The sequence below is a fragment of the Gordonia sp. YC-XJ4 genome, assembly GCF_059511865.1.
This window is the reverse complement of record NZ_CM183447.1, coordinates 150939-173362: the sequence shown is the minus strand read 5'-3', so window position 1 is coordinate 173362 and position 22424 is coordinate 150939. Positions and strand designations below refer to the sequence as shown.

Below are 22424 nucleotides of genomic sequence, written 5' to 3'. Positions count from 1 at the left end.
GCGCGGGTCGGTGTGTCAGCGACGCAGAGCGGCGGGTTGCAGGGACGGTGTGTCGCGACCGGTGTCGCGATCGTGGAATTGGGTTCCGGGCTCGACGATCTCGTCGATGCGGTCCAGGACGTCGTCGGTGAGTCGGATGTCGACGGCCTTCAGGTAGGCCTCGAGGTGTTCCTGAGTGCGTGGGCCGATGATCACACTGCTCACCGCAGGATGGTTGAGCGCGAACGCGATCGCGAGTTCCACCAGCGACAGACCGTTCTCCTCGGCGAGGTTCGCCAGCGCATCGGCGGCGTGGAGCTTACGCTGATTGGCCGACGCCGCGATGTCGAAGCGTCCCGGGATGAGGTCGGCGCGAGCCGATTCCGGTTGCCCGGCACCTACCCGGTACTTCCCGGACAGCCAGCCGGCCGCGAGCGGCCCGTACGACAGCACGCCCACCCCGTACTTCTGGACGGTCGGGAACACCTCCCGCTCGACCCCGCGCACCAGTAGCGAGTACGGAAGTTGCTCGGTGTGGGGCGCAATCAGCCCGTACCGCTCGGCCAGCCAGTGCGCCTCCACCTGCAGATGCGCCGGAAACACCGAGGTCCCGTAGTACAGGATCTTGCCCTGGCGGATGAGGTCGTTGAGTGTCTGGAGCGTCTCCAACAGTGACGTAGAGGGGTCGGGCCGGTGGGCCTGGTACAGATCGATCCGGTCGGTCCCGAGGCGGCGCAGACTGTCCTCGACGGCGCGGGTGATCCAGCGTCGGGAGTTGCCCGCCTGCAACGGATTGTTTCCGATTGTGCCGTGGAACTTGGTGGCCAGGAACAGGTCGTCGCGGCGTCCGGCGATCGCCTTGCCGACGACCTCCTCGGTCACGCCCTGCGCGTACACGTCGGCGGTGTCGACCGAGGTGATCCCGGCGTCGAGGGCGGAGTGGATGATCCGGATGCTCTCGTCTTCCTCCTGCCATCGTCCGAAGTTCATGGTGCCGAGGGTGAACGGGGTGATGGGGACGCCGGTGCGGCCCAGGGTGCGGGTGACCTCGATGGTCATGGGGTGCCTTTCACTGCGTGCGTTGTGGATGTGGTGGTGGTCAGAACAGTCCGGTGGTCGGCGGCTCCTCGCCGGTCAGGTGCCAGGCACCGGCGACGGCCGCTTTCCACTGCCGCGGATTGTGATTGGCGGCGGTGCGCGCGTTGCGCCAGTGCCGGTCGAAGCCGAGGTCTCGGTCGGTGATGGAGGCGCCTCCGACGTCGAAGAGCAGTTCTGCTGCGCGCAAGGACGATTCGATGGCCACCACGCCGGCCTGCGCGACCGCCACCGCGGCTGCGGCGCCGGCTCGGCGTGCGTCGTCGCCCGTTCGGCCCCGCACGTCGGCGACGGCGTCGGCTCCGAGCAGCACGACGGCGCGCGCAGCCTGGGCACGGGAGGCGATCTCGCCGACAGTCACACGCACATACGGATCGTCGACGCTCTTCTCGGCTGTGCTGTGTTTGATCGGCCGTGCCTTCTCCCGGACGAACCAGGTGGCGTCCTCGAGGACGCGGGCGGCGATTCCGGCCTGTACCGCAGCGAGATACAGCTGGGCGAAAGCGCCTTGCCATGGGTTGTCGGGGCCCGGGTTGTTGGCGCCGGGCTCTCCGGCGAGTACCACCTCGTCATCGGACACGTGCACGCCATCGAGGATCGTGGTGCCACTCTGGGTGAGGCGTTGGCCGATGGCGTCGAAGTCATCGAGACGCTCGACACCGGGTCGGTCGGTGGGCACCGTGAAGCGCAGCACGGCGCCGTCGTCGGTGCGGGCCTGCGCGGAGAAGTACGACGCGTACAGACCGCCGGTGGAGTAGTACTTGCGGCCGTTGATCACATAGCCGTCGTCGGTGCGGGTCGCGGTGGTCGCGACGCTGCCGCCGGCTCCCCCGTTGCGTTCGTTGGCCGTTCCGGCGAACAGCGCACCACTGCGCAACCTGGCCAAGCTGACCTCGCGGAACGGGAGATCGTGGCGTCCGGCGACCTGATTCGCGAGCAAGAAGGTAGCGCGAAGTGCCTGGGCCACATTGGAGTCGGCGCGTGCGATGTCGATGATCACCTCCACGACATCGCGGACCGATCCGCCGGCACCTCCCTCGTCTCGTGAGATTCCGGTCAGCGCCACCCCGTGGCCGGCAAGGGCGCGGACATCGTCGAACGCGAAGTCGCGGGTTTCTTCGCGAGCGCGGGCCGACTCGGCGATCCGAGCCAGGACCGGTGTGATGGCGGTGCGAATCCCCTGCGGTGTCAGGATCCCCGATGGCGGCGCGACGTTGCGCGCCCCGAGGTCGAGTGCGGTCATCGGACGGACTCCTCGAAGGCGGGGAGACCGAGGGTATCCCGAAGATGCTGCGGTGCAGTGCTGTCGGGTCGCCGGACCAGGTTTCCGACGGCGGTGATCGTGTCGTCGACGCTGCCGTGCGGAACGAGTACGACGCCGCTGATCGTGCTCGACACCAGCGCGCGCCGCACGGTGTCGGGATCGTCGATGCCGATACGGCTCAGCACGGCAACTTCGCGAGGTGGGCGTCCGACTCGCGCGGCATGGTCGACGATCACCGCGTCGGCAACGCCCGCGATGCGGTCCCACGCCTCCGCGTCGGAATCGTCGGCGAGTAGTACCGGACGGCCCTGCGGCGACGATGGGCCGTCCAGCGGTCCGGCGACACGATAGTAGGTTCCGTCGTGGCCGATGGGTCGGATGAGCGTGTCGTCGGCGACGATGCCCGCCGCCTGATCGCCCCGGAGCGCTTCGGCGGGAAACGAATTCCACAGGGCGACGAGGATCTGCGCGTACTCCGCCCAGCGGGACGCCGAGTCGGCCTCGGCGCCATCCGGATCAGGTGCGGCCGGGTTGCTGACCTCGTCGCCGACACCCGTCCGCAGCGTCAGGCCCAGCCGTCCGCCGGTGGCGCGATCGATGGACAGCACCCGCCGAGCCAGGTTGTAGGGCGCATTGTGGGTGGTCGCGACGTCGATCAGATAACTGATCTGCCGGTACTCACCCGCCAGGTAGGCGCCGACGACCGACGGGTCCAGCGTCGGTGTACCGGCGGTGCGATCGACCAGCCGGATCGCGTCGATACCGGACGACTGCGCCGCCGCCACCAACCGTTCGGTGTCGGGCAGCGAGACCTGGCCCGGCCCCTCGCCCACTGCGAGTTCGAGAATGGTACTCACGTTCTTCTCCTCACCGGAGCTCATCGCGCGCTGACAAGGGTTTTCGGTGCCTCACGCCGGATCGGTGGCACCGGCAGACCCAGGTGCCCTCGCAAGGTGTCCGACTCGTAGTCCATGCGGAACAGTCCCCGCCGCTGCAACTCCGGAACGAGGTGATCGGCGAAGTCGTCGAATCCGGAGGGCAGGACGTCGGGCATGACGTTGAAGCCGTCGGCGGCACCTGCCCGGAACCAGCGTTCGATGTCGTCGGCGATCTGCTCGGGTGTGCCGACCACGATCCGATGCCCGCCGCCACCGGAGAGCTTCTTGAGAAGCTGACCCAGGGTGGGGTTCTCGCGGTCGATGATCTCGCGGACCACCCGATAGAAGGTCTGTGAGCCGCCCGCCTCGTCCGGATCGACCAGGAGTTCGCGCGGAATCGGCTCGGCGTCGTCGAGGCCCTCCACGGAGAAACCCAACTGGCCGGAGAGTCGTTGGCGGGCATAGGCATCGGGAAGCAGGTTGTCGAGGGTCTCGCGGCGCTCGAGTGCCTCGGCCTCGGTGCTGCCGAGCACGGTCGACAGTCCGGGCAGGATGACGATCTCCTCCGGATTGCGACCGAACGAGGCTGCGCCGTCGCGTAATTCGGTACGGAAGGCCCGCGCCGAGTCGATGTCCTGATCGGCGGAGAAGATCACTTCGCCGACACGGGCGGCCAGACGTTTGCCGTCGCTGGACCCGCCGGCCTGCACCACCACCGGCCGTCCTTGCGGCGACACCAGACGGGTACGTTCCGACCACGCGGCCACCACCCGGTCGACGAAGTCCGCCGCCCGCTGATAGCGCAAGGCGTGGTCGGGCTCGGCGTCGCGACCGAAGTTGCGGGCCGCGACCGGCCCGGCCGTGGTGACCACGTTCCACCCGAATCGGCCGCCGCTGAGATAGTCGAGATCGCCGAGACGCCTGGCCAATTCGTCGGGATCGTTGTACGACGACGACAGGGTGCCGATCAGTCCGATGTTCTCCGTCTGCGCGGCGATGCGCGCCAGCACCGACGTCGGCTCGAAGTTGTTGCCGGTGCGGTGCCGGATACTCGGATCGAGGAGGGGCCCGTCGGCCAGGAAGACGGCGTCCAGGCGTGCCTGTTCGGCCTTGTGGGCGATCGAGGTGTAGTGCTCGATGCGATAGGCCGAGAGGCCGTCGGTGTTCGGAAACCGCCAGGAACCGCCGAAGACACCGGCATTGAGGATGTTGACATTGAGATGCAGTTGCCGGGTCATGAGTTGTCCTTGAGGTGGTGGAGGTAGTAGCCCGATACCGGGGCGGTGCCGTTGACCCGGAAGTCGCCGACCACGCGTGGCTTGTAGATGACCGGGTTGTGGGAGGCGAGGGTGCGGGCGTTGCGCCAATGCCGGTCGAGGTGAACGACATTGCGCACGGTCGACGATCCGCCGGCGTCGAAGGCGTGGCCGGCGGCGTCCAGGACGGCGTCGATCACGCCGATCTGCGCGGTGGAGGTGGTGAGGTAGGCCGCCGCAAATGCCTCCTCGGTGCCCACGGTGTGCGCTGAGGAGAGGGCGTGTGCCGCGGTGTGCAGCAACGATGACGCCGTCAACGCTGCGACCTCGAGCCGGCCGACGACGGCCAGGACGTCGGGATCGGCCGTCGCGTCCTGCGTCAGGGCATGACGGCTGGTGCGTGTTCGGGCGCGCACGATCTCGACGGTATCGGCGACGAGACTGCGGGCGATACCGGTGAGGTTGGCCAGGTGGACGATCTGCACGAAGGAGTCCAGCCCGCGCAATGAGTCCCGGTAGCGGCCGATGTCGCCGTACGGCTCGACCGGCACGTCGGTGAGAATGGTGGTGCCACTACCGGTTTGCCGCTGGCCGATGCCATCCCAGTCGTCGACGTGTTCGACACCGGTATGCCGGGCGTCGATCACCACGAAGCTGCGGCTGCCGTCGTCGGCGAGGACAGCGGTGCGGATGTAGTCGGCGAAACGCGCACCGGTGGAATAGAACTTGGTACCCGAGACCACCCGCTCGCCGGAGCCGGTGCGATGCACCCGGGTGGTGATCACGCCCCAGCCCTCGCCGTCACCGAGACCGGCGACCTGCGCAGACGGCTCGGATTGTGCGTTGCCGAAGACCGCGCCCCGCGCGACCTTGGTCAGCCAATATCGCCGGACATCGGGATCTGCCTCTGAGCGCAGGATCTCGGTGGTGGTGAAGTGCCCGCGCCAGATCTGCGGCACGTTGGAGTCGGCTGCACCCGCCTCGGCGAGAATCGAGAACAGCGTAGGCAGGTCCACGTCGAATCCGCCGAATTCCCGAGGCACCCGCAAACGACCGAATCCGGCGTCGGCGAGCTGGCGGATCAGGGTGTACGGATGCTCATGGTGTAGGTCACGGTCGCCGGCGCCGACGGCGAGTTCGGCGAGGACCGAACGGATTCGGGCCAACGCCTCGGCCAACGAGCCCGGCGCGGTGGCGGATTCGTTGTCTGCGGTGGTGCGAGTCATGAGTGGACCCTTCTCGACGTGGCGGTCAATTGCGCTGCTGAGCTGGGTATTTCACCGTCGAAGAACTCGTCGCCGGGGAGGTCGCCGCCGGCGATGGCACTCAGCAGTCGCACGGTGTACTCGTCGGTGGGGTTGCCGAACACCTGCTCGACAGGCCCCTGCTCGACGATCTCGCCGTGGCGCATCACCACCACCCGGTCGGACAGTGCGGCGACCGCCGCGAGGTCGTGCGAGATGAACACGTAGGTCAGCCCACGTTCGCGCTGCAGACGCTCGAGCAGGGCGAGGATCTGCGCGGCGACAGACACGTCGAGAGCCGAGATCGGCTCGTCGAGAACAAGAATCTTCGGCTCGAGTACGAGTGCTCGCGCGATCGCAACGCGTTGGCGTTGTCCGCCGGAGAGTTCACGCGGATGCCGGTCGATGAAATCGGCGGGGAGCGCCGCGGACTCGAGGGCGGCGGCGACACGGTCACCGAATACCCGGCGTCGGCCGCGTCTGCTGTGGCGCGCCCAGCGCACGCTGTCGTCGGCGAAGGACAGCAGCGGCTCGGCCACCACATCGAAGACGTCGAATCGCGGATCGAAAGAGGAATACGGGTTCTGATAGACGATCTGAATGTCACGGCGTAGCGGACGGAATCCGCTGCGCCGTAGCCCGGTGATCTCGGTACCCAATACCGAGACACTGCCGTCGGACGCGGCGGTGAGACCGGTCAGAATCCGTGCCGTGGTGGTCTTTCCGCTTCCGGATTCGCCCACGATCGATACCGTTTCACCGGCCCGGACCGAGAACGAGATGCCGTTGACCGCCGGGAAGTCGCCGAACTCCTTGCGCAGGTCACGGACGTCGATGAGGGTGTCGGCGTCGGGCGGCACGGGCCGACGATCCGCGCGCAGCGACAACCGTGACGGCACGCTGGCGAGCAGCCGGCGCGTGTAGTCGTGGCGCGGGTGGGCGATCACCTCGGCGGTGGGCCCGGACTCGACGAGGCGGCCCTGCTGCATCACCCCGATGACATCCGATCGGTCGGCGGCCACCCCGAGGTCGTGGGTGATGAGCACGATGCTCGTCGAGGATCGCTCCCGCAGCGTATCGATAAGATCGAGCACCTGCTTCTGGACCGTGACGTCGAGTCCCGAGGTCGGCTCGTCGGCGATGATCAGGTCGGGATCACCGGCCACCGCGGCCGCGATGAGCACCCGTTGGCGCATGCCGCCGGACAGTTCGTGCGGGTACTGCTCATAGCGGCGTGCCACCTCGGTGAAACCGACGAGCTCGAACAGTTCGTGTACCCGCTCACGCCGTGCGGCTGCGTCGAGGTCGGTGTGCAGGCGCAGCACATCCTCGACCTGATGCCCCACGCGCCGAACCGGATCCAGCGAGACGGTCGGGTCCTGGGGGATCAGGGAGACGGTACGCCCACGCAGATCGCGCCACTGTTTGCCGGTGAAGGTGGTGAGTTCCTCCCCGCGAAAGGTGATCGAGCCCGCGGTGAGCTCACCGTTGCCGGGGAGCAGACCGAGAATGGCGTGGCCGGTCGTGGTCTTGCCCGAGCCCGACTCGCCGACGAGGGCGAGGACCTGGCCGGGCGCGACGTCGAAGCTGATGTCGTGCAGCACCTCTCGCAGTTCACGCGAGCTCCGGTAGCCGACCGAGAGGCCCCGCACCGACAGCACCGGTGTGGTCGTCATGAGCTGCTCCGTTTCGAGAGGTGACGGGAGATGTGGTTGGTGGACAACACGACCGCCACGATGGTCAGTGCCGGGTAGAGGGTGAGCCAGCCGCGGGTGGCGATGTACTTGCGGCCGTCGGCGACCAGCAGACCCCACTCGGGTGCCGGTGGTTGCTGGCCGAGTCCGAGGAAGCTCAGGGAGGCGATCCAGATGATCGCGATACCCAGCTGCACGGTGATCAGCGAGATGGTGGGCGTCAGCGAGTTCGGGAGGACGTGGCGGATCAGGATCGTCGACGAGCGGGCGCCGCTGGTGACCGCGGCCTCCACGTAGTTGCTGGTGCGAACCTTGAGTACCTCGGCGCGGATGAGCCGGGCGAAGGTCGCCGCCGAGGTCAGACCCACTGCGAGAGCTGCGGGTACGAGTCCGGTGCGGCCGGTCTGCGCGCTGTACACCACAACGATGGTGATGGCGAGCAGGAAGCCGGGGATGGACAGGACCACGTCGATCAGGCGCATCGCGGCGGAGTCGGCGATCCCACCGAACCAGCCGGCCACCGCGCCGAGGACCGACCCCACGAGCACCGCGACGGCCACCGCGAGACTGGCACCGAGCAGCGAGGCCCGCGACCCGTACACGGTGCGCGCGTACAGGTCTCGGCCCAGTAGATCGGTGCCGAACCAGTGGTCGGCGGACGGGGGCTGCAGCCGGGCGGTGTTGTCGATCGCGATCGGGTCGTAGCCGGTGAAGATCCCGGGCACGATCGCCCAGGCGATCGCGAGGGTGAACACGGTGACCGCCAGGACGAGTCCCCAGTGGCCGCGTATCCACCGCACTGCGCGACCCGTCCGTGACTCTGTTTGTCCAGCAGAACTTTTCGGTGCCGCGTCGGCTGATGCCGCGCCCGTCTCCGACGGCGTCGTCACGGGTACGTTCGGTTCGAGGAGCGTCATGGCATTGCCACCTCGGCGGGCAGGACGTGGCGCCGGGCCGACGGCACGTCGGCCGTGGCGGAGGTCCGCGGGGTCGGCGCCGATGCGGGCCGGGTGCGCCGTGTGCGCGGTGCGTTGGCCGTGACGAGGATGCGCGGATCGAGGAAGGGGTAGGCGAGGTCGACCAGGAGGTTGGCCACGACGTAGATGGCGGCGGCGATGATGACCACGCCGGAAACCACCGGCAGATCCTGGGTGTTGACCGCGACCATGACGAGCTGCCCGAGACCGGCACGGGCGTAGACGGCCTCGGTGACCACCGATCCTGCGATCAGTTCACCGCACGCCAGGCCCAACAGGGTGAGGACCGGCAGCGACGAATTGCGCAGGACACCACGCCCGAAGATGTAGCGCTCCCCCGCGCCGCGCGCGGCCAGCACGTGCACGAACGGTTGGCCGCGCGTCGCCGCGATGGACGAGGCGAAGACCTGGGACAGGGGTGCGGCGACCAGGATGCCCAGGGTGAAGGCGGGGGCGATCAGCGCCGTCAGGCTGCCGTCGTCGGAGGCCGGGATCAGGTGCCAGCGGAACGAGAACACCTGCAGGACAACGATGCCGATGACAAACGTCGGCACCGAGGCGAAGAACGGCGGCAGTCCCTGCAGCGCTCCCCGCAACCACGGCCAGGGCGCGTAGTTGATCGCGACGGCAACCACCGCGGCGATCAACAGGCCGAAAACCAGTGCCAGCGCCGTCAATTGAAGTGTCGCGGGCAGAGCTGCGGCCAGCATCTGGCTGACCGGCGTCCCGGTGGTCAGCGAGAAACCGAGGTCTCCGTGCAGGACCCCACCGAGTCCGCTCAGGTACTGCTGCCACAACGGCCGGTCGATCCCGTAGTACTCCAGGAGTGTCTTGGCGGCCTCCGGGGTCAACTGGGCCTCCGGGTCGGCGATCTTGTTGTGCACGGCATCGCCGGGCAACGCGCTGAGCAGGAGGAAGGCGAGCGTGTAGGCGGCGAGGAGAACCAGAGCGGCTTGACCCACTCGCCTCAGGATGTAGTGACGCATGATGACCTCATCGGTTACTGGCGCAGCCAGGTGTCGTAGAGCCAGGACCGTCCGGTGGATTCGGTACCGAATCCGTGGACGTTGGACGCCAGGCCGAAGACCTGGGTCTCGTCATAGAGCGGTATCGAGTAGCCCTCGCTGAAGATGCGATCCTCGATCGCCTGGATCGCGGCCTTGCGTTTGGCCGGATCGAAATCGGCGGACTGCGCGTCGAGCAGCTGGTTCAGCGTCGTGTCGGGCCGGTAGTTGCCGGTCACGTTCTGCCGATCCGTCTCGTAGGCGGTGCGCAGCACGCCCGGGTCGGCGGTCGAGGTCTGGCCCTGGCTGAAGTACCAGTCCTTCCCCGACGCCAGCTGCGCCTCGTAGTCGGTCACCGAGGGACTGGTGAGAGTGATCTCGACGCCGGCCTTCTTCCACTGTGCCTGAACGATTTCCAGCACCGACTGGGACACCTGGTAGTAGGGCGCGATCCGGATCGGGAAGCTCAGCCGTTTTCCGTCCTTGACGCGAATGCCGTCGGCACCCGGCTTCCAGCCGGCGGCGTCGAGCAGCGATTTGGCCTTCGCGAGATCGTAGGTGAGGTACTTCGACGCGTCGCCGCGCAACGGGGTGCCCTTGACCAGTGCACTGGTGGGGATCGGGTAGCTCGGCGAGAGTGCTGTCTTCTTGATCTCGTTGCGGTCGGTGGCCGCCTGCAGGGCCAGGCGCACGTTCTTGTCCTGGGTCGGTGCGGCCGGATCGGCCAGATAGACGGTCAGGTCATTGGTCTCGCCCTGCACCGGCACCGCAAGGAGTTGGCCACCACCGGCGCTGACGGTCTGCTCGTCGTACGGTGCGATGTTGCGGGCGATCTGTGCCTCGCCGGACTGCAGGGCGCCCACCCGGGTACCGGCTTCGGGAACGGTCTTGAACACGATCCGTTCCAGGTAGGCCTTACCGGAGTGGCCCGATCCCTGTGGCGCCCAGTTGTAGTCGTCGCGACGCTTGAGGGTGATCCCGGTGGTTCCGTTCACCGAGTCGACGACGAACGGTCCGGTGCCGACGATGTTGCGAGCTTCGCTCTGTCCGTTGAGGTCTCGGTCGAGATAGGACTTTCCGAGGATCGAGCTGGCCCGATAGTTCGACAAGATCTGCAGGAAGCCGGCATTGGGTTTGGACAGCTTGACCACGACGGTGTGCGGGTCGACCACATCGGTACCGGCGTAGTCCGACCAGAACGGGTCCTTGGTGATGCCGAGGCGCTCGTCACCGTTGCCGTGCTGATCGAAGTTGGCCTTGACGATCGCCGCGTCGAACGGTGTTCCGTCGCTGAATGTCACACCGTCACGGAGGTGGAAGGTGTAGGTCAGGTGGTCGTCGCTGATCTCCCAGGACTTGGCCAGCCACGGCGCGAAGTCGCCGGTTTTGGGGTCCTGCCAGACGAGGCGTTCGGTGAGGTTGTCGGTGACCTGGCTGTTCGACCAGATCGAGTTGGTCGACGTCCACGCGGTGTACTGGACCGGGTCGTAGAAGGTGAGTGTGCCACCGAACACCGGTGGGCCGGCGGCATCCGAGGACGTCGACGCCCCGCTGCCGCAGGCGGCCAGCACGGTCATGGCCGCGACGCTCAGTGCCGACGCCGCGAGCAGGTGCCGAAAACGTTTGGTGGTCAAGGAGATCTGTCCTCTCGAGACATGCCTGAAGACATGCAGGGATGGGGAAGTGGTTGTGCAGAAGCCAACCACCCGAGCCGGGGACCGTCATCCGTTCGGGTCAGGCTGAATGCAAGGGACTCATCGACGCTGCGGCGCAGTAGTTTTCGGGATGACTCCGTGAAAGGACTTCGATGCCTGCAATCACCGCCGCGCAATCGACAATCCGCCGGCCGGATCGGGTGGCGGCCGACGAGGTCGACGATGCCGATCAGATCCCGTTCGTCGCAAGGGTTGCCGACTATGCCGGCACTGTGCTGCGCCCGTACGGCCTGCGGGCCGATCGCGACGGCGTGCCACCACAACGGGTCGCCGAGTTTGCCGACGTCAAGCTCTTGAATCATCTTGCGCCCAAGGAGTTCGGTGGGGCGGCGCTGTCACGCGCCGCCGACCGTCGGGTACACGAGATCCTCTCCGGCGCCTGCCTCAACACCTGGCTGGTCTGGGCGCAGCATGCCCCGATCGTCGGTCGGCTGGCCAAGGAGTACGCACGCGGGGGCGATCTTTCGCAGCGCGCCCACGATGCGTTGTCGGGTCGCCTGCTGGTGGGAGCCGCCATCAGCGATGTCCGCCGCTTTCCCGACCACTTCGTCGAGGCCACCCGCGTCGAGCGCGGCTGGCGTCTGAACGGAATGGTCTCCTGGTTCAGCGGTTGGGGTCTGAACTCCGCGGTGTTCGTCGCGGCGGTCGAACCCTCGAGCCGCACCGTCATCACGTCGCTGATCCCGATCGATCAGCACATCACCGCAGGAGTTCTCGGACTGAGCGCGCTCGGCGGTAGCCGCACGCAGCGGATTCACCTGAGTGACGCGCCGGTCGCCGACGCCGACGTCATCTCGGTACAGCCGCTCGACGAGTGGCGTCGTGAGGACGTCGACACCGTCAGCGACGCACGGCCCCAGCATTTCGGGCTCGCCGCACGGGTCATCGATGAGCTCCGTGCCGAACGCGAGCCGATCGCCCGCGAGATCGCCGAGAGATGGGCGCCGCGGATCGCGCAGATCCGTGCCGACGCCTACGGGCTGTCGGACGAGGCGATCGCGGCCGGCGCCGGGCCCCATCGCACGCAGGAGCGGCTCGCGGTGAAAGCCGCGAGCGGCGAAGCACTCTCGACGTTGACCCGCGCTCTGCTCATCGCCCGATCCGGGCACGGCATCGGGTTCGACGACACCGCGCAACTACATGCCCGCTCGGCATTGTTCGTTCTCGTACAGGGCCAGAACGCCGACGTCCGCCGGGCGCAGCTGACGCACTTTCTCGACACACCCCACGATCCGGACACACCCACAGATCCGAAAGACTCATGAGCGAATTCCTTTGGTACATACCGAATCAGATCGATCCCGGCCACCGGGGTGACGACACCGTCGCCGATCACAACACCCTCAACACGCTGACCCGGCACGCCACCGCACTCGAGCGCAGCGGATGGCAGGGTGCGCTCATCGGGACCGGATGGGGCCGCCCGGACACCTTCACCGTCGCCACCGCGCTGGCGGCACGCACCACGACCTTCGAGCCGCTCGTCGCGGTCCGGCCGGGCTACTGGCGTCCGGCGAACTTCGCCACGGCCGCAGCCACTCTCGACCATCTCAGCGGCGGGCGCGTGCGCATCAACATCGTCTCGGGCAAGGACGATCTGGCCGCGTACGGGGATTCCGACGGCGATCAAGCCGCCCGGTATGCCCGCACGCGCGAGTTCATCGAGCTCGTCCGTACATTGTGGACGCAGGAGAACGTGACCTATCGGGGCGAGTACTTCGGCGTGGAGAACTCCACGGTGGTACCGCGAATCGCACCGCGGCCCGGCCGTCCCCATCCTCGCATCTACTTCGGTGGGGCGTCGGCGGCAGCCGAACGTGTGGCGGCCGAACAGGCGGACGTCCAACTGTTCTGGGGTGAACCTCTCGACGGCGTCGCCGAGCGGATCGCCCGCCTCAAGCGCCTGAGCGAGGAGGTCGGGCGTCAGCATCCGCCGTTGGAGTTCGGTCTGCGGATCACCACCTTCGTGCGTGACACCACCGAGCAGGCGTGGGACGAGGCACAGGAGAAGGTCCGGAGTTTCGCCGACCGCGGCGCCTACGGCCAGAACCCGCACCGCAAGGTCGCCGTCGGTCAACAGCGACTGTTCGAACTCGCCTCACGCGGTGAGGTTCTCGACGACAATCTCTATACGACGCCGGGCAAGTTCGGCGGCGGCGGTGCGGCCACCACGTGGCTGGTGGGCTCGGCCGAGGACGTGGCCAAATCGCTGCGCAAGTACCAGGATCTCGGCATCACCCACTTCGTGCTGTCGGACACCCCGTATCTGCGCGAGATCGAACGACAGGGCAGCCAACTCCTGCCGCTGCTGCGAGGATGACGGCGGAGGCCGTCTGCCCCAGCGCCGAATCACCCGCCACCACCCTCGATCGCCGCCTGCTGATCGCCGTGTTCGCCGTGTCGAACACGGTGGCCTATGTGGTGCTGATCCAGATCCTGCCGGTCATCATCGACAACATGGCCGACGATCTCGGCGTGTCCCGCACCGCGGTGGCCGGGGCGTCGACGATCTCCACGTTGATGGGTGCGTTGGCGGCGTTTCCGATCGGTCGCCTCATGGATCGTCACGGCGGTCGGATGATGATGACCGCGGGCTCGCTGATCGGTGTGGGTGCCGCGGTGATGTGGTCGCAGGCAACGTCGTTGGCTGTGCTGTATGCGGCGTTCGTCTTCGTCGGGCTGGCGATCGCGATGTCGACGTACGAGGCGGCGTTCGCGGTGATCGTGGTGGCCACCGACGCACCTCACCGGGACCGGACGATCCTGGCGGTGACGATGATCGCCGGACTGTCGACCTACCTCGTATATCCGGCGCTCGGGTGGATGAATGCCGAATGGGGCTGGCGGACCACACTTCTCGTGCTCAGTGTGCTCTTGTTGGTGACCGCGGTCCCGGGTCATCTGATGGTGATCCCGTCGCGGGAACGGCACCGGAGTCGGGTACAGCGCCGAACGGGGGTGCCCGTCGGTGCGGCGTTTCGGCAGCGCCGGTTCTGGTTGTTGTTGATCGCCTTCGTCGGGCAGGCCGGATCGGTGGCTGCGTTCCTGTTGCTGGTGATCTCCTATCTGCTGTCGGTGGGGCACTCGATGTGGATCGCCACCTCGATACCGGTGTCCATCGGTGCGATGCAGATCCTGTCGCGACTGGCGTTGGTCACCGTGCTGCGCGGCGTCGCGCTGACACCGGTGGCGTGTGGGGCGTTCGCGATCCAGGGCCTGGGTTTGATGCTGCTGCCGCTGGCCGGTCTCTCGGTTCCGGTGACCCTGCTGTGTGTCTCCGCCGTCGGCATCGGGCAGGGCGTCGGGGTGATCGCGCGGCCGTCGATCATCGCCGACAACTTCGGTGTCGCCCACTTCGCCAGTGTGCTGGCCGCCATCACCGTGCCGATGGCGTTGGCCCGCGCGGCGTCACCACTGATGGGCGCATGGCTGGGCGACTGGCGGTTCCTGGTGATCTGCGGCGCGTCGGCCCTCGTGGCGTCGGCGGCTCTGCTCCCCCTGCTGCGCGGCGGCCGGCTCAGTGCAGACTCGCCGTGACGACCTCGGCCAGGTACGCCGGTCCCGTCACATTCGCAGCATGCCCCTGTCCCGAGAGTGTCTGGTGTGCAACGACATCGGGTAGCACGCCGTCGAGTTCTGCCAGACGTCGGCGCAGGTGTGGTGGGCTGTCCTCGCCCTCGATGAAGGTCACCGGCAGCGTGACCGTGCGATAGCGGTCGACGCCGACGCCGAGGCCGTCGATGGCCTCGGTGTCGGCGAGTTGCCCGGCTGCGTGGCGGGTCATGTACTCGGCCGTGGTGGGGGTTGTCCAACAGATGCATCACCAGGTGGTCGGGCATGCCGACGATGTCGCGCAGATGGATCCGCATGGCCTGTGCGGCGTCACCGTTTTCGAAGGCTGCCCGCGCAGCACTTTCCGCGACGCCACCGATCAGACTCGTGGTGGGGACCGGCGGCTCGTAGAGCACCAACTCGGAGAACAGGTTCGGATGCTCGGCGGCTGCACACAGCAGTGCCGTCGCTCCTGACGAGTGCCCCACCCCGACGACCGGTGCACCACTGGCCCGCGTGACCGCCGCGATGTCGCTCACCTCTCGGCTCATGGTGTGTGGCAGCGTGATCACTGCGTCTGGCTCGTAGATCCGCCGGTTCATGATCACCACCCGATGCGCGTCGGCGAGGTGCTCGGCAACGGCGCTCCACGAGGTCGCGTCGCCACCGCCGGGCGGTACAACGAGGATCGTGGGACCGGCTCCGTGGACGTGCGCGGACAGGATGTGTCCGTCGTCGGCGATCGCGGTCAGCATTGTCATACCGACAGGGTGGCGCAGGTGGCTGTCGTGGCGCTGTCGTCGGCTTACGCGTCGAGGCAAGCGTTGCAGGGGGTTGCCCGCACCTGGAGGTCGTGCAACGCTCCGCAACCCTGTCACCGCCCTGTGATGCAGCTCATAGTGTTGCGGACTGCCCAACGCAGACCTCGAGGAGCGCAGTGCCATGACGATGACCACCGGTGTCGAACCGCCCGCCGACCAGCAGAATCCGGCGCCACCGCCCGGCTCCCGACGATGGCTGCTGTTCGGGGTGTCGAACCTCGTTGTCGTCGTCGTGGTCTCGGTGCTCAGCTGGTATCTGCTGGCCGATCCGACGTCGAGCCCGTGGCATTTCTATCCATTGCCGTTCAACGCCGCACTGTTCTGGGCGATTCTGTTCATCGTGTTCATCGGCTTCAACTCCGAGTTCGTGGGATTCGACCGGCTCGGCCAGCCCCTGCGCGGCATCGCCGTCCTGGTCTCGACGGCGGTGTTCGCCGTCGCCGTGACCTGGCTGCTCGGTAGCGGACTGGGTGCGCTGTTCCCCGACTTCGCCGGTTCCCGCGCCGGCGGCATGGGCTACTTCTCGGGCGCCCTCTTCGTATTGTTCGGGTTCGGGACGTGGGTGATGGTGGTGCTCAACTGGCAGCATTGGCCATGGACCGCGCTGGGGATGAAGCAACCGTTGATCGGACTGTGCGAGATCGCATTCGTGGCCATCCCCACGCTGGCGCTCTACATCGTCATCGGACTGCCCGCGGTGTCGTCGTCGGTGACCAATCCGATGATGTCGCTCGACACCGTGCTCGGATGGTTCTATTCGATTGTGGTGTCGGTGATCCTGACCGGTCAGACACTCGACAACTGGCCGTGGAAGCTGTTCGGCGGAGGCGGAAAGACGGCACTTGCCGCGACGATCGGCAACGCCCTGCTGGGGACGACGATCTACTTCGTGATGGTCCCGTTGGCCAAACTGCTCGTCGGTTCCCAGGCCTCGGCCGAATTGGGCAACGCCATTCATCAGTTCCCTGCACAGATCGGTGTGTGCTGGGCGTTCTGGATGATCTTCTGGGCGAACGGCTTCGGCAACCGATTCGCGCCTGCGGTCCGCGCGGTGCTGACCTTTGTCCTGGCCGTCGGAACCTTCCTGCTCTACTACCGGTTTGCCGCCGGCAACGTTCTCCACGAACCCGCCGTCGCCTCCGGGTTGGCCGGTAACGCATTGGGATTCGTCGATTGGCTGGTGCTGTGGACACTGATCTACGTCGTCGCATTCCAGTCGATGGGGTTGCGCCGGCTGGTCGACGATCCGGAGCCTGCGGACGTGGGTTAGCGAGGATTCGGCCGCAGCCGAGCCCGTGCTCGCCTGTTCTCAGTCATTCTGCGAGCAGCTTCGCGGCAAAAGCCCAGGTCGCGAGGTCTGGGCTACTTTGCGAATGACTGAAAACAGGCGAGTGGTCCTGGCTGCGCCTCTGGACTGGCCATGAAGTATCGATAACGCACCAGAGATTCTCTATGCTGAATCGATGTGGCTGGGGATGCTCGTCGGGGCCGGCTCGCTCGTGCTACCCGCCGCCCTGCTCGCGCTGTTTGCCAGCCATCTTCGGCGCCGACAACGGCAGCGCACCCTCGGGGGTTACAACAGTGCCGTACTGGGCTACACCTACGGCGGGGTTCCCGCCGACGATCCACCAGCACGCACCGACAGTGCTGCGTGGACAACGACAATCGAGCAACACCCTCCCGACGAGGAAGTCACCGCTTGACGACAGGCTGGCCGAATCAGGCTCGCCGCCGGGATGGACGAGGTACGAAACCAGCTTCGGCACAAGGGGTCTCGAGGCTCGTCGCTTGCGCTCCTCGGCACCTCGACCATCATGAGGAGACAGCAGGCGAGTCGGGACCATCATAAGAACGAGCAGGCGACTCGGGACCACCGGCGGTGAGGACGGCGAGTGGGTTGTAGCCATCGATCCCCACAGCGGCGGAGCGCAGCCGGACATATCGATCAATTCGCCCATAACGCTTGCGGATTCGCGGAAAGCGGGAGCGATTACCTAGGCTAAGAAAATGCCTGATCCTGCACCTGCCGGCCACAGGCCGTCGCCTCTGCACTGGGCGCACGCCCACGTCGTCGAGCGTCACCTGCATTCGTTGGCCGCGCTCATCCGCCGCAAGCCTCCGCTGACACAAGAGTCGATCACCGTTGTCGACCAGCCGATGCTCAAGCGAGCGATCGGGGCGGCGGCGCTGGGAAACATGATGGAGTGGTTCGACTTCGGTGTGTACGGCTACCTCGCCGCCACGCTGGGCAAGGTCTTCTATCCGGATGCGTCGTCGAGCGCGCAGCTGTTGGCCACCTTTGCGACCTTCGCCGCCGCGTTCCTCGTGCGTCCGCTCGGCGGGTTCTTCTTCGGCCCGCTCGGTGATCGGATCGGCAGGCAGAAGGTGCTCGCCGTCACGATGATCATGATGGCCGCCGGCACCTTCGCGGTCGGCTGCATCCCGTCCTACGGCGTCATCGGGATCTGGGCGCCGATCCTTTTGCTTGTGGCGCGCATGATCCAAGGGTTCTCCACCGGCGGTGAATACGGTGGGGCCACCACCTTCATCGCGGAGTACTCCCCCGATCGCCGACGCGGATTCCTGGGCAGCTGGCTCGATTTCGGCACATTCATCGGCTACTCGCTCGGCTCCCTGATGGTGACCGTACTCAATGCCGCGCTCGGCGACGACACGATGACGTCGTGGGGGTGGCGCATTCCGTTCTTCATCGCGGGTCCGATGGGACTGATCGGCCTCTACCTGCGGATGCGGTTGGAAGATACGCCGGCATTCCAGAAGCAGCTCGACGAACACGACGCCAAGGTCAAACAGACCGAGAGCGCCGGCCGCGAGATCGGCACCATCTTCGTTCGCTTCTGGCGACCGCTGCTGGTGTGTATCGGCCTGGTCATTCTCTACAACGTCACCAACTACATGATCACCGCTTATCTACCAACCTATTTCACCGACGTCATCGGTCGCGGCCAGCTCAGCTCCGACCTCCTGGTGTTGCTGTCGATGCTGGTGGTGGTCGCCCTGATCGTCTTCCTCGGTCGGCTCAGCGACCACATCGGCCGCCGACCCATCTTCGCGATCGGCGCAGTCTTGCAAATCGTGGTCGCCGTACCGTGTTTCATCCTGTTCGGGATGGACACGATCTGGGCGCCGATCGTCGCGTGCGTGGTATTCGGCGTCATCCTGGCATGCTTCGCCGCACCGACGGCCTCGACGCTGCCCGCCCTGTTCCCGACCTCGGTACGCTACGGAGCGCTGTCGATCGGTTTCAACATCGCGGTCTCGGCGTTCGGCGGCACCACCCCTCTGGTCACCTCGGCGCTGGTGAGCGCCACCGGCAATCACCTGATGCCCGGCTTCTATCTGATCGGCAGCGGGATCGTCGGCCTGGTTGCCGTCCTGTTCCTCCGCGAATCAGCCCGGCAGCCGCTGAACGGCTCACCACCACAGGTGGATACACCGGCCGAGGCCGAGCGCACCTATGCCGTGGCCCGCGAATCTGCGGCGGCGCTGAGCGCTTGATCCGGGCGCTGCTCTCAGACCGAGCAGTTCGGCGAGGTGACGTCCGCTCCGCCGGCGATCCGGCTGACGACGCCGTTGCTGATGGTGAACGAGAGTTGTCCGCCGGGGACTGTGGCGAAGTATCCGGGCCGGGCGAAGGGACCGTTCTGCGGAATCGGTTGGGCGTCAGGGTATGCGGCGGTCACGGCGCTTTGCGGGTCGCCGAGTCCGACACCCTTCTCGGTGGTGACCGCAGGACCGGTGGCGCTGGTACCGGAGGCCACCACGCACCGTACGGGATCGCCGTCGACGTAGAGTTCGTTCTGCCTGTTCATGGCGGGACCGCGGGCTCCGTCGCCCTTGACCTGGAACGTCAATCCCGTTGCTGCAGCGGCTGCTTGCACCGACATGCCAATCTTGACCACCCCCAGTGACGTGGGCGTGATCGTCAGCTGATCCCCGGACCAGGCACCGGAACCCGATGCGGCAGTGCTGGTGGCGGCTGTCGATGAGCCGGTGTCGGGCGAACCCGGGTCGACGTAGTCGCCTGAGCAGATGTTGATGTAGCGGCTCGGGTCGAAGTGTTCGCCGTGCTGTGGGAAGAACCATTCGATGGCCTGATACCGCTGTGCTCCGTCGCAGGTACCGAGATTGAAAGCGACGACGGTGGCTTGTTCGGCATGTTGTTCGGCAACGATCTCACCGGAGCCTCCGTACAGGGCCGAGCCGGTTCCGGTGGCCTGCGGGCCGCCCCACGACGACCACACCACGTTGCTCACCAGGCCCGTGGGATCGCCGCCGTTGAAGATCTCCGACGGTCGGACCTCGCCGTATCCCTTTTGATAGGGGCTCCACACCTTGCCGAGCGTCGCGTTGACCACCAGTGGCGCCGCACTCGACGACGCAGTCGAGTCAGCGCCAGAACCATGCTCCCCGGAGGCCGAACCATTCACCGACGAGCACGCCGCCGTCGCGGTGAGCAGTGCCGCACAACCAAGAGTGAGCATCACCCGGGCAAGTCGCATCGTGTCTCCTTGAAAGATCCTGCGGCGCAGGCTCGGAGCGTAACAGCGCGGCGCCCCTGTAGACGGCTGATCTACCCGGGCACAAGCGCGAGTTCGTATGTTCGGACGATTGGACCCACCAGCACTCCCCCTGATATCCGACAAACCCGACACGGCAGCAACAGGCCGCTCATTTCGTTGTAGTGCCCATGCATCACACAGCTTCTGTTTAGGGTGACTAAAAGGTGCCGCGATTGCCGCTAGCACAGTTTGTTGCGTGATGCGCAACGCCTGGGTGCCTGCTGGAAGGAGGAGAGGTGACCATCTCGCCCGAGACCGACAGCGCGACCACCGCGTCCGCAGCCGGGCCCGCGCTACGCGCCGAACATGTCTACAAGGTGTTCGGACGCCGACCCGACGAGGCCGTCAAGCGTCTACGTGAGGGCGCCGACGCCGACGACGTGAAGGACCTCGGTACCGCCGCGGTCATCGACGCCACCTTCGATGTCGCACCCGGCGAGATCTTCGTCGTGATGGGGTTGTCCGGATCGGGCAAGTCGACGTTGATCCGCACCCTCAACGGACTGTGGAAGCCGTCGGCCGGTTCGGTGTTCGTCGGCGATATCGATCTCGCCGCGGTGAACGACAAGCACCTGCGGCAGATCCGCCGCGACTCGATTTCCATGGTGTTCCAGCACTTTGCGCTCCTGCCGCACCGCAGCGTCCGCGATAACGCCGCCTATGCATTGCGGGAAAAGGGAATTGCCAAGGCCGAGCGGCTCGAGCGCGCCGACCACTGGCTCGAGACGGTCGGTCTGCACGGGTGGGGCGACCGTTATCCCCGCCAGTTGTCCGGCGGTATGCAACAGCGCGTCGGATTGGCGCGTGCGCTGGCCGCCGAGACCCCGATCCTGTTGATGGACGAGGCCTTTTCAGCACTCGACCCGCTGATCCGCCGGGAGATGCAGGATCAACTCGTCGAATTGCAGGCGTCCCTGGGCAAGACGATCGTGTTCATCACCCATGATCTCAACGAGGCGATGTACGTCGGCGACCGGATCGCCGTCATGCGGTCCGGTCGGATCGTCCAGATCGGTTCGGCCGAACAGATTCTCACCGAGCCCGCCAACGACTACGTCGCCAAGTTCACCGCCGAGGTCGACCGCACCCGCGTGCTCACCGCCGCGTCGGTGCTGCAACCCGCGCAGGTGACACTGCCCGTCACCGCCGAACCGCAGGAGGCGATCATCGCGATGCGTCACCACCAGACCGATCGCGCCCTGGTCACCGACGACGGCCGACTGTTGGGCTATCTCACCGACGACGACATCGCCACCATGCCCGACGACCCGCCGGATCTGCGGCCACTCGTGCGCACCGACTCGCTGGTCCGGGTCAACGCTTCGACCCCGATCGCGGAATTGTTCGCTCCGTCAGCACAATCCGTGGTCCCGCTGGTGGTGACCGACGACGACGGCCGGTTGCGCGGGGTGATCCCGCGGACCAGCCTGCTGGCTGCGCTCGCCCCGCGTGAGGAGGACAACGCATGAGCTTCGTCAACCCGCGCATCCACGTCGGCGACGCCATCGAGTCCGCCTTCAATTGGCTGACCGACCATGCCGGTTGGCTGTTCGACGCCATCAAGACGGTGATCACCGGTCTCTACAATGCGTTCAACACGGTGTTGTCGAGTCCACCGTACTACGTGATGATCGTGATCTTCGCGGCGCTCGCGTTGCTGGCCGCCGGGTGGCGGCAGGGGTGGAAGCTCGCGATCTTCGCGGTGATCGGCTTCTACTTCATCCGCGCCTTCGACCAGTGGGTCAACGCGATGAACACCATTGCACTGGTGCTGGTCTCGGTGATCATCGCGCTGATCATCGCGTTGCCCATCGGTATCCTCGCCGCCCGCAGCCGGGTGGTCTCGTCGATCGTGCGCCCCGTTCTCGACCTGATGCAGACGCTGCCCGGGCTGGTCTATCTGGTCCCGGTGATCATCGTGTTCGGCATCGGCCCCACTCCGGGTGTGGTGTCGACGCTGATCTTCGCCATGCCCCCGGGTATCCGGTTGACCGAGTTGGCGATCCGTCAGGTCGATCCCGAAGTGGTCGAGGCCGGACAGGCTTTCGGCTCCAGCCCGGCCCGCATCCTCGGCCAGATCCAGATCCCGTTGGCCATGCCCACGATCATGGCAGGTATCAATCAGGTCATCATGCTGGCACTGTCGATGGTCGTCATCGCCGGGTTCGCCGGTGCCGGCGGGCTCGGCGGCCAGGTCAACGAGGCGTTGCAGACGCTCAACCTCTCACTCGGTTCCGAAGCCGGTCTGGCCGTGGTGATCATCGCCGTCTACCTCGACCGGCTGAGTTCGGCGATCGGTAACCGCGGCCGCGTCGCACAACTCTGAACACCCGAGACCGTGAAGTAGTGAAGTGAAGTAGGG

The 22424-nt window shown here is 66.6% G+C and carries 19 protein-coding genes and 1 pseudogene; 8 read left to right on the top strand and 12 right to left on the bottom strand.

Features of this window, described 5'->3' with window-relative positions:
• Positions 1–15 precede the first annotated feature (15 nt).
• The 9 genes from AC5ZH6_RS00785 to AC5ZH6_RS00745 all read right to left on the bottom strand — a co-directional run bounded on the left by AC5ZH6_RS00785 (position 16) and on the right by AC5ZH6_RS00745 (position 11025).
• Positions 16–1038 (bottom strand): aldo/keto reductase, encoded by a 1023-nt coding sequence (locus tag AC5ZH6_RS00785; RefSeq protein ID WP_496168169.1) that lies wholly within the window; start codon positions 1036–1038, stop codon positions 16–18.
• A gap of 40 nt (positions 1039–1078) precedes the next feature.
• Positions 1079–2317, bottom strand: coding sequence for an acyl-CoA dehydrogenase family protein (locus tag AC5ZH6_RS00780; RefSeq protein WP_496168167.1), 1239 nt, complete (start codon positions 2315–2317; stop codon positions 1079–1081).
• Positions 2314–3195: an LLM class flavin-dependent oxidoreductase gene (locus tag AC5ZH6_RS00775; protein WP_238534811.1), complete on the bottom strand. Its 882-nt coding sequence runs from the start codon at positions 3193–3195 to the stop codon at positions 2314–2316. The genes AC5ZH6_RS00780 and AC5ZH6_RS00775 overlap by 4 nt, the downstream gene beginning before the upstream one ends.
• Before the next feature lie 20 nt (positions 3196–3215).
• Complete coding sequence (locus AC5ZH6_RS00770; protein ID WP_014358254.1) at positions 3216–4454, bottom strand: LLM class flavin-dependent oxidoreductase; 1239 nt, start codon at positions 4452–4454, stop codon at positions 3216–3218.
• Positions 4451–5698, bottom strand: a complete 1248-nt coding sequence (locus tag AC5ZH6_RS00765; protein WP_496168165.1) for an acyl-CoA dehydrogenase family protein — start codon at positions 5696–5698, stop codon at positions 4451–4453. The genes AC5ZH6_RS00770 and AC5ZH6_RS00765 overlap by 4 nt, the downstream gene beginning before the upstream one ends.
• Positions 5695–7392, bottom strand: coding sequence for a dipeptide ABC transporter ATP-binding protein (locus AC5ZH6_RS00760; protein ID WP_496168164.1), 1698 nt, complete (start codon positions 7390–7392; stop codon positions 5695–5697). Before AC5ZH6_RS00760 ends, AC5ZH6_RS00765 begins: the two co-directional genes overlap by 4 nt.
• Entirely contained in the window at positions 7389–8210 is an 822-nt protein-coding gene (locus AC5ZH6_RS00755) for an ABC transporter permease (RefSeq protein ID WP_148275524.1), read from the bottom strand. Before AC5ZH6_RS00755 ends, AC5ZH6_RS00760 begins: the two co-directional genes overlap by 4 nt.
• Before the next feature lie 113 nt (positions 8211–8323).
• Positions 8324–9373: an ABC transporter permease gene (locus tag AC5ZH6_RS00750; RefSeq protein WP_496168163.1), complete on the bottom strand. Its 1050-nt coding sequence runs from the start codon at positions 9371–9373 to the stop codon at positions 8324–8326.
• Positions 9374–9387: 14 nt separating this feature from the next.
• Positions 9388–11025 (bottom strand): ABC transporter substrate-binding protein, encoded by a 1638-nt coding sequence (locus AC5ZH6_RS00745; protein ID WP_496168161.1) that lies wholly within the window; start codon positions 11023–11025, stop codon positions 9388–9390.
• A 173-nt stretch (positions 11026–11198) separates the two neighbouring features.
• Here AC5ZH6_RS00745 and AC5ZH6_RS00740 point away from each other — a divergent pair, with 173 nt between their 5' ends.
• The 3 genes from AC5ZH6_RS00740 to AC5ZH6_RS00730 are packed head-to-tail and all read left to right on the top strand — an operon-like array spanning position 11199 to position 14643.
• Positions 11199–12371 carry an acyl-CoA dehydrogenase family protein gene (locus AC5ZH6_RS00740; protein WP_496168159.1) on the top strand — a complete coding sequence of 391 codons (1173 nt, stop codon included), beginning with the start codon at positions 11199–11201 and terminating at the stop codon, positions 12369–12371.
• Positions 12368–13426: an LLM class flavin-dependent oxidoreductase gene (locus AC5ZH6_RS00735; RefSeq protein WP_496168158.1), complete on the top strand. Its 1059-nt coding sequence runs from the start codon at positions 12368–12370 to the stop codon at positions 13424–13426. Before AC5ZH6_RS00740 ends, AC5ZH6_RS00735 begins: the two co-directional genes overlap by 4 nt.
• The gene (locus tag AC5ZH6_RS00730; protein WP_496168156.1) at positions 13423–14643 is read left to right on the top strand and encodes an MFS transporter; all 1221 of its coding nucleotides are present in this window, start codon (positions 13423–13425) and stop codon (positions 14641–14643) included. The genes AC5ZH6_RS00735 and AC5ZH6_RS00730 overlap by 4 nt, the downstream gene beginning before the upstream one ends.
• Here the strand turns inward: AC5ZH6_RS00730 and AC5ZH6_RS00725 are convergent.
• The gene (locus AC5ZH6_RS00725; RefSeq protein WP_496168154.1) at positions 14624–14890 is read right to left on the bottom strand and encodes a hypothetical protein; all 267 of its coding nucleotides are present in this window, start codon (positions 14888–14890) and stop codon (positions 14624–14626) included. The genes AC5ZH6_RS00730 and AC5ZH6_RS00725 overlap by 20 nt on opposite strands.
• Before the next feature lie 220 nt (positions 14891–15110).
• Positions 15111–15413, bottom strand: a pseudogene (locus AC5ZH6_RS00720) (alpha/beta fold hydrolase); the annotation flags it as partial.
• Positions 15414–15600: 187 nt separating this feature from the next.
• Here AC5ZH6_RS00720 and AC5ZH6_RS00715 point away from each other — a divergent pair.
• The 3 genes from AC5ZH6_RS00715 to AC5ZH6_RS00705 all read left to right on the top strand — a co-directional run bounded on the left by AC5ZH6_RS00715 (position 15601) and on the right by AC5ZH6_RS00705 (position 18998).
• On the top strand, positions 15601–16749 hold the full coding sequence (locus AC5ZH6_RS00715) for a hypothetical protein (RefSeq protein WP_496168153.1): 1149 nt from the start codon (positions 15601–15603) through the stop codon (positions 16747–16749).
• A gap of 193 nt (positions 16750–16942) precedes the next feature.
• Complete coding sequence (locus tag AC5ZH6_RS00710) at positions 16943–17182, top strand: hypothetical protein (protein ID WP_496168151.1); 240 nt, start codon at positions 16943–16945, stop codon at positions 17180–17182.
• A 304-nt stretch (positions 17183–17486) separates the two neighbouring features.
• On the top strand, positions 17487–18998 hold the full coding sequence (locus AC5ZH6_RS00705; protein ID WP_014358242.1) for an MFS transporter: 1512 nt from the start codon (positions 17487–17489) through the stop codon (positions 18996–18998).
• 14 nt (positions 18999–19012) lie between these two features.
• Here AC5ZH6_RS00705 and AC5ZH6_RS00700 read toward each other — a convergent pair whose 3' ends face one another.
• Positions 19013–20002, bottom strand: a complete 990-nt coding sequence (locus tag AC5ZH6_RS00700) for a hypothetical protein (protein WP_014358241.1) — start codon at positions 20000–20002, stop codon at positions 19013–19015.
• Between the two features lie 296 nt (positions 20003–20298).
• Between AC5ZH6_RS00700 and AC5ZH6_RS00695 the strand changes: the two genes are divergently transcribed.
• Both AC5ZH6_RS00695 and AC5ZH6_RS00690 read left to right on the top strand, forming a co-directional pair.
• A complete protein-coding gene (locus AC5ZH6_RS00695) occupies positions 20299–21531 on the top strand; it encodes a quaternary amine ABC transporter ATP-binding protein (protein ID WP_020172844.1) in 1233 nt (410 codons plus the stop codon).
• Entirely contained in the window at positions 21528–22388 is an 861-nt protein-coding gene (locus AC5ZH6_RS00690) for an ABC transporter permease (RefSeq protein WP_496168149.1), read from the top strand. Before AC5ZH6_RS00695 ends, AC5ZH6_RS00690 begins: the two co-directional genes overlap by 4 nt.
• Positions 22389–22424 lie beyond the last annotated feature (36 nt).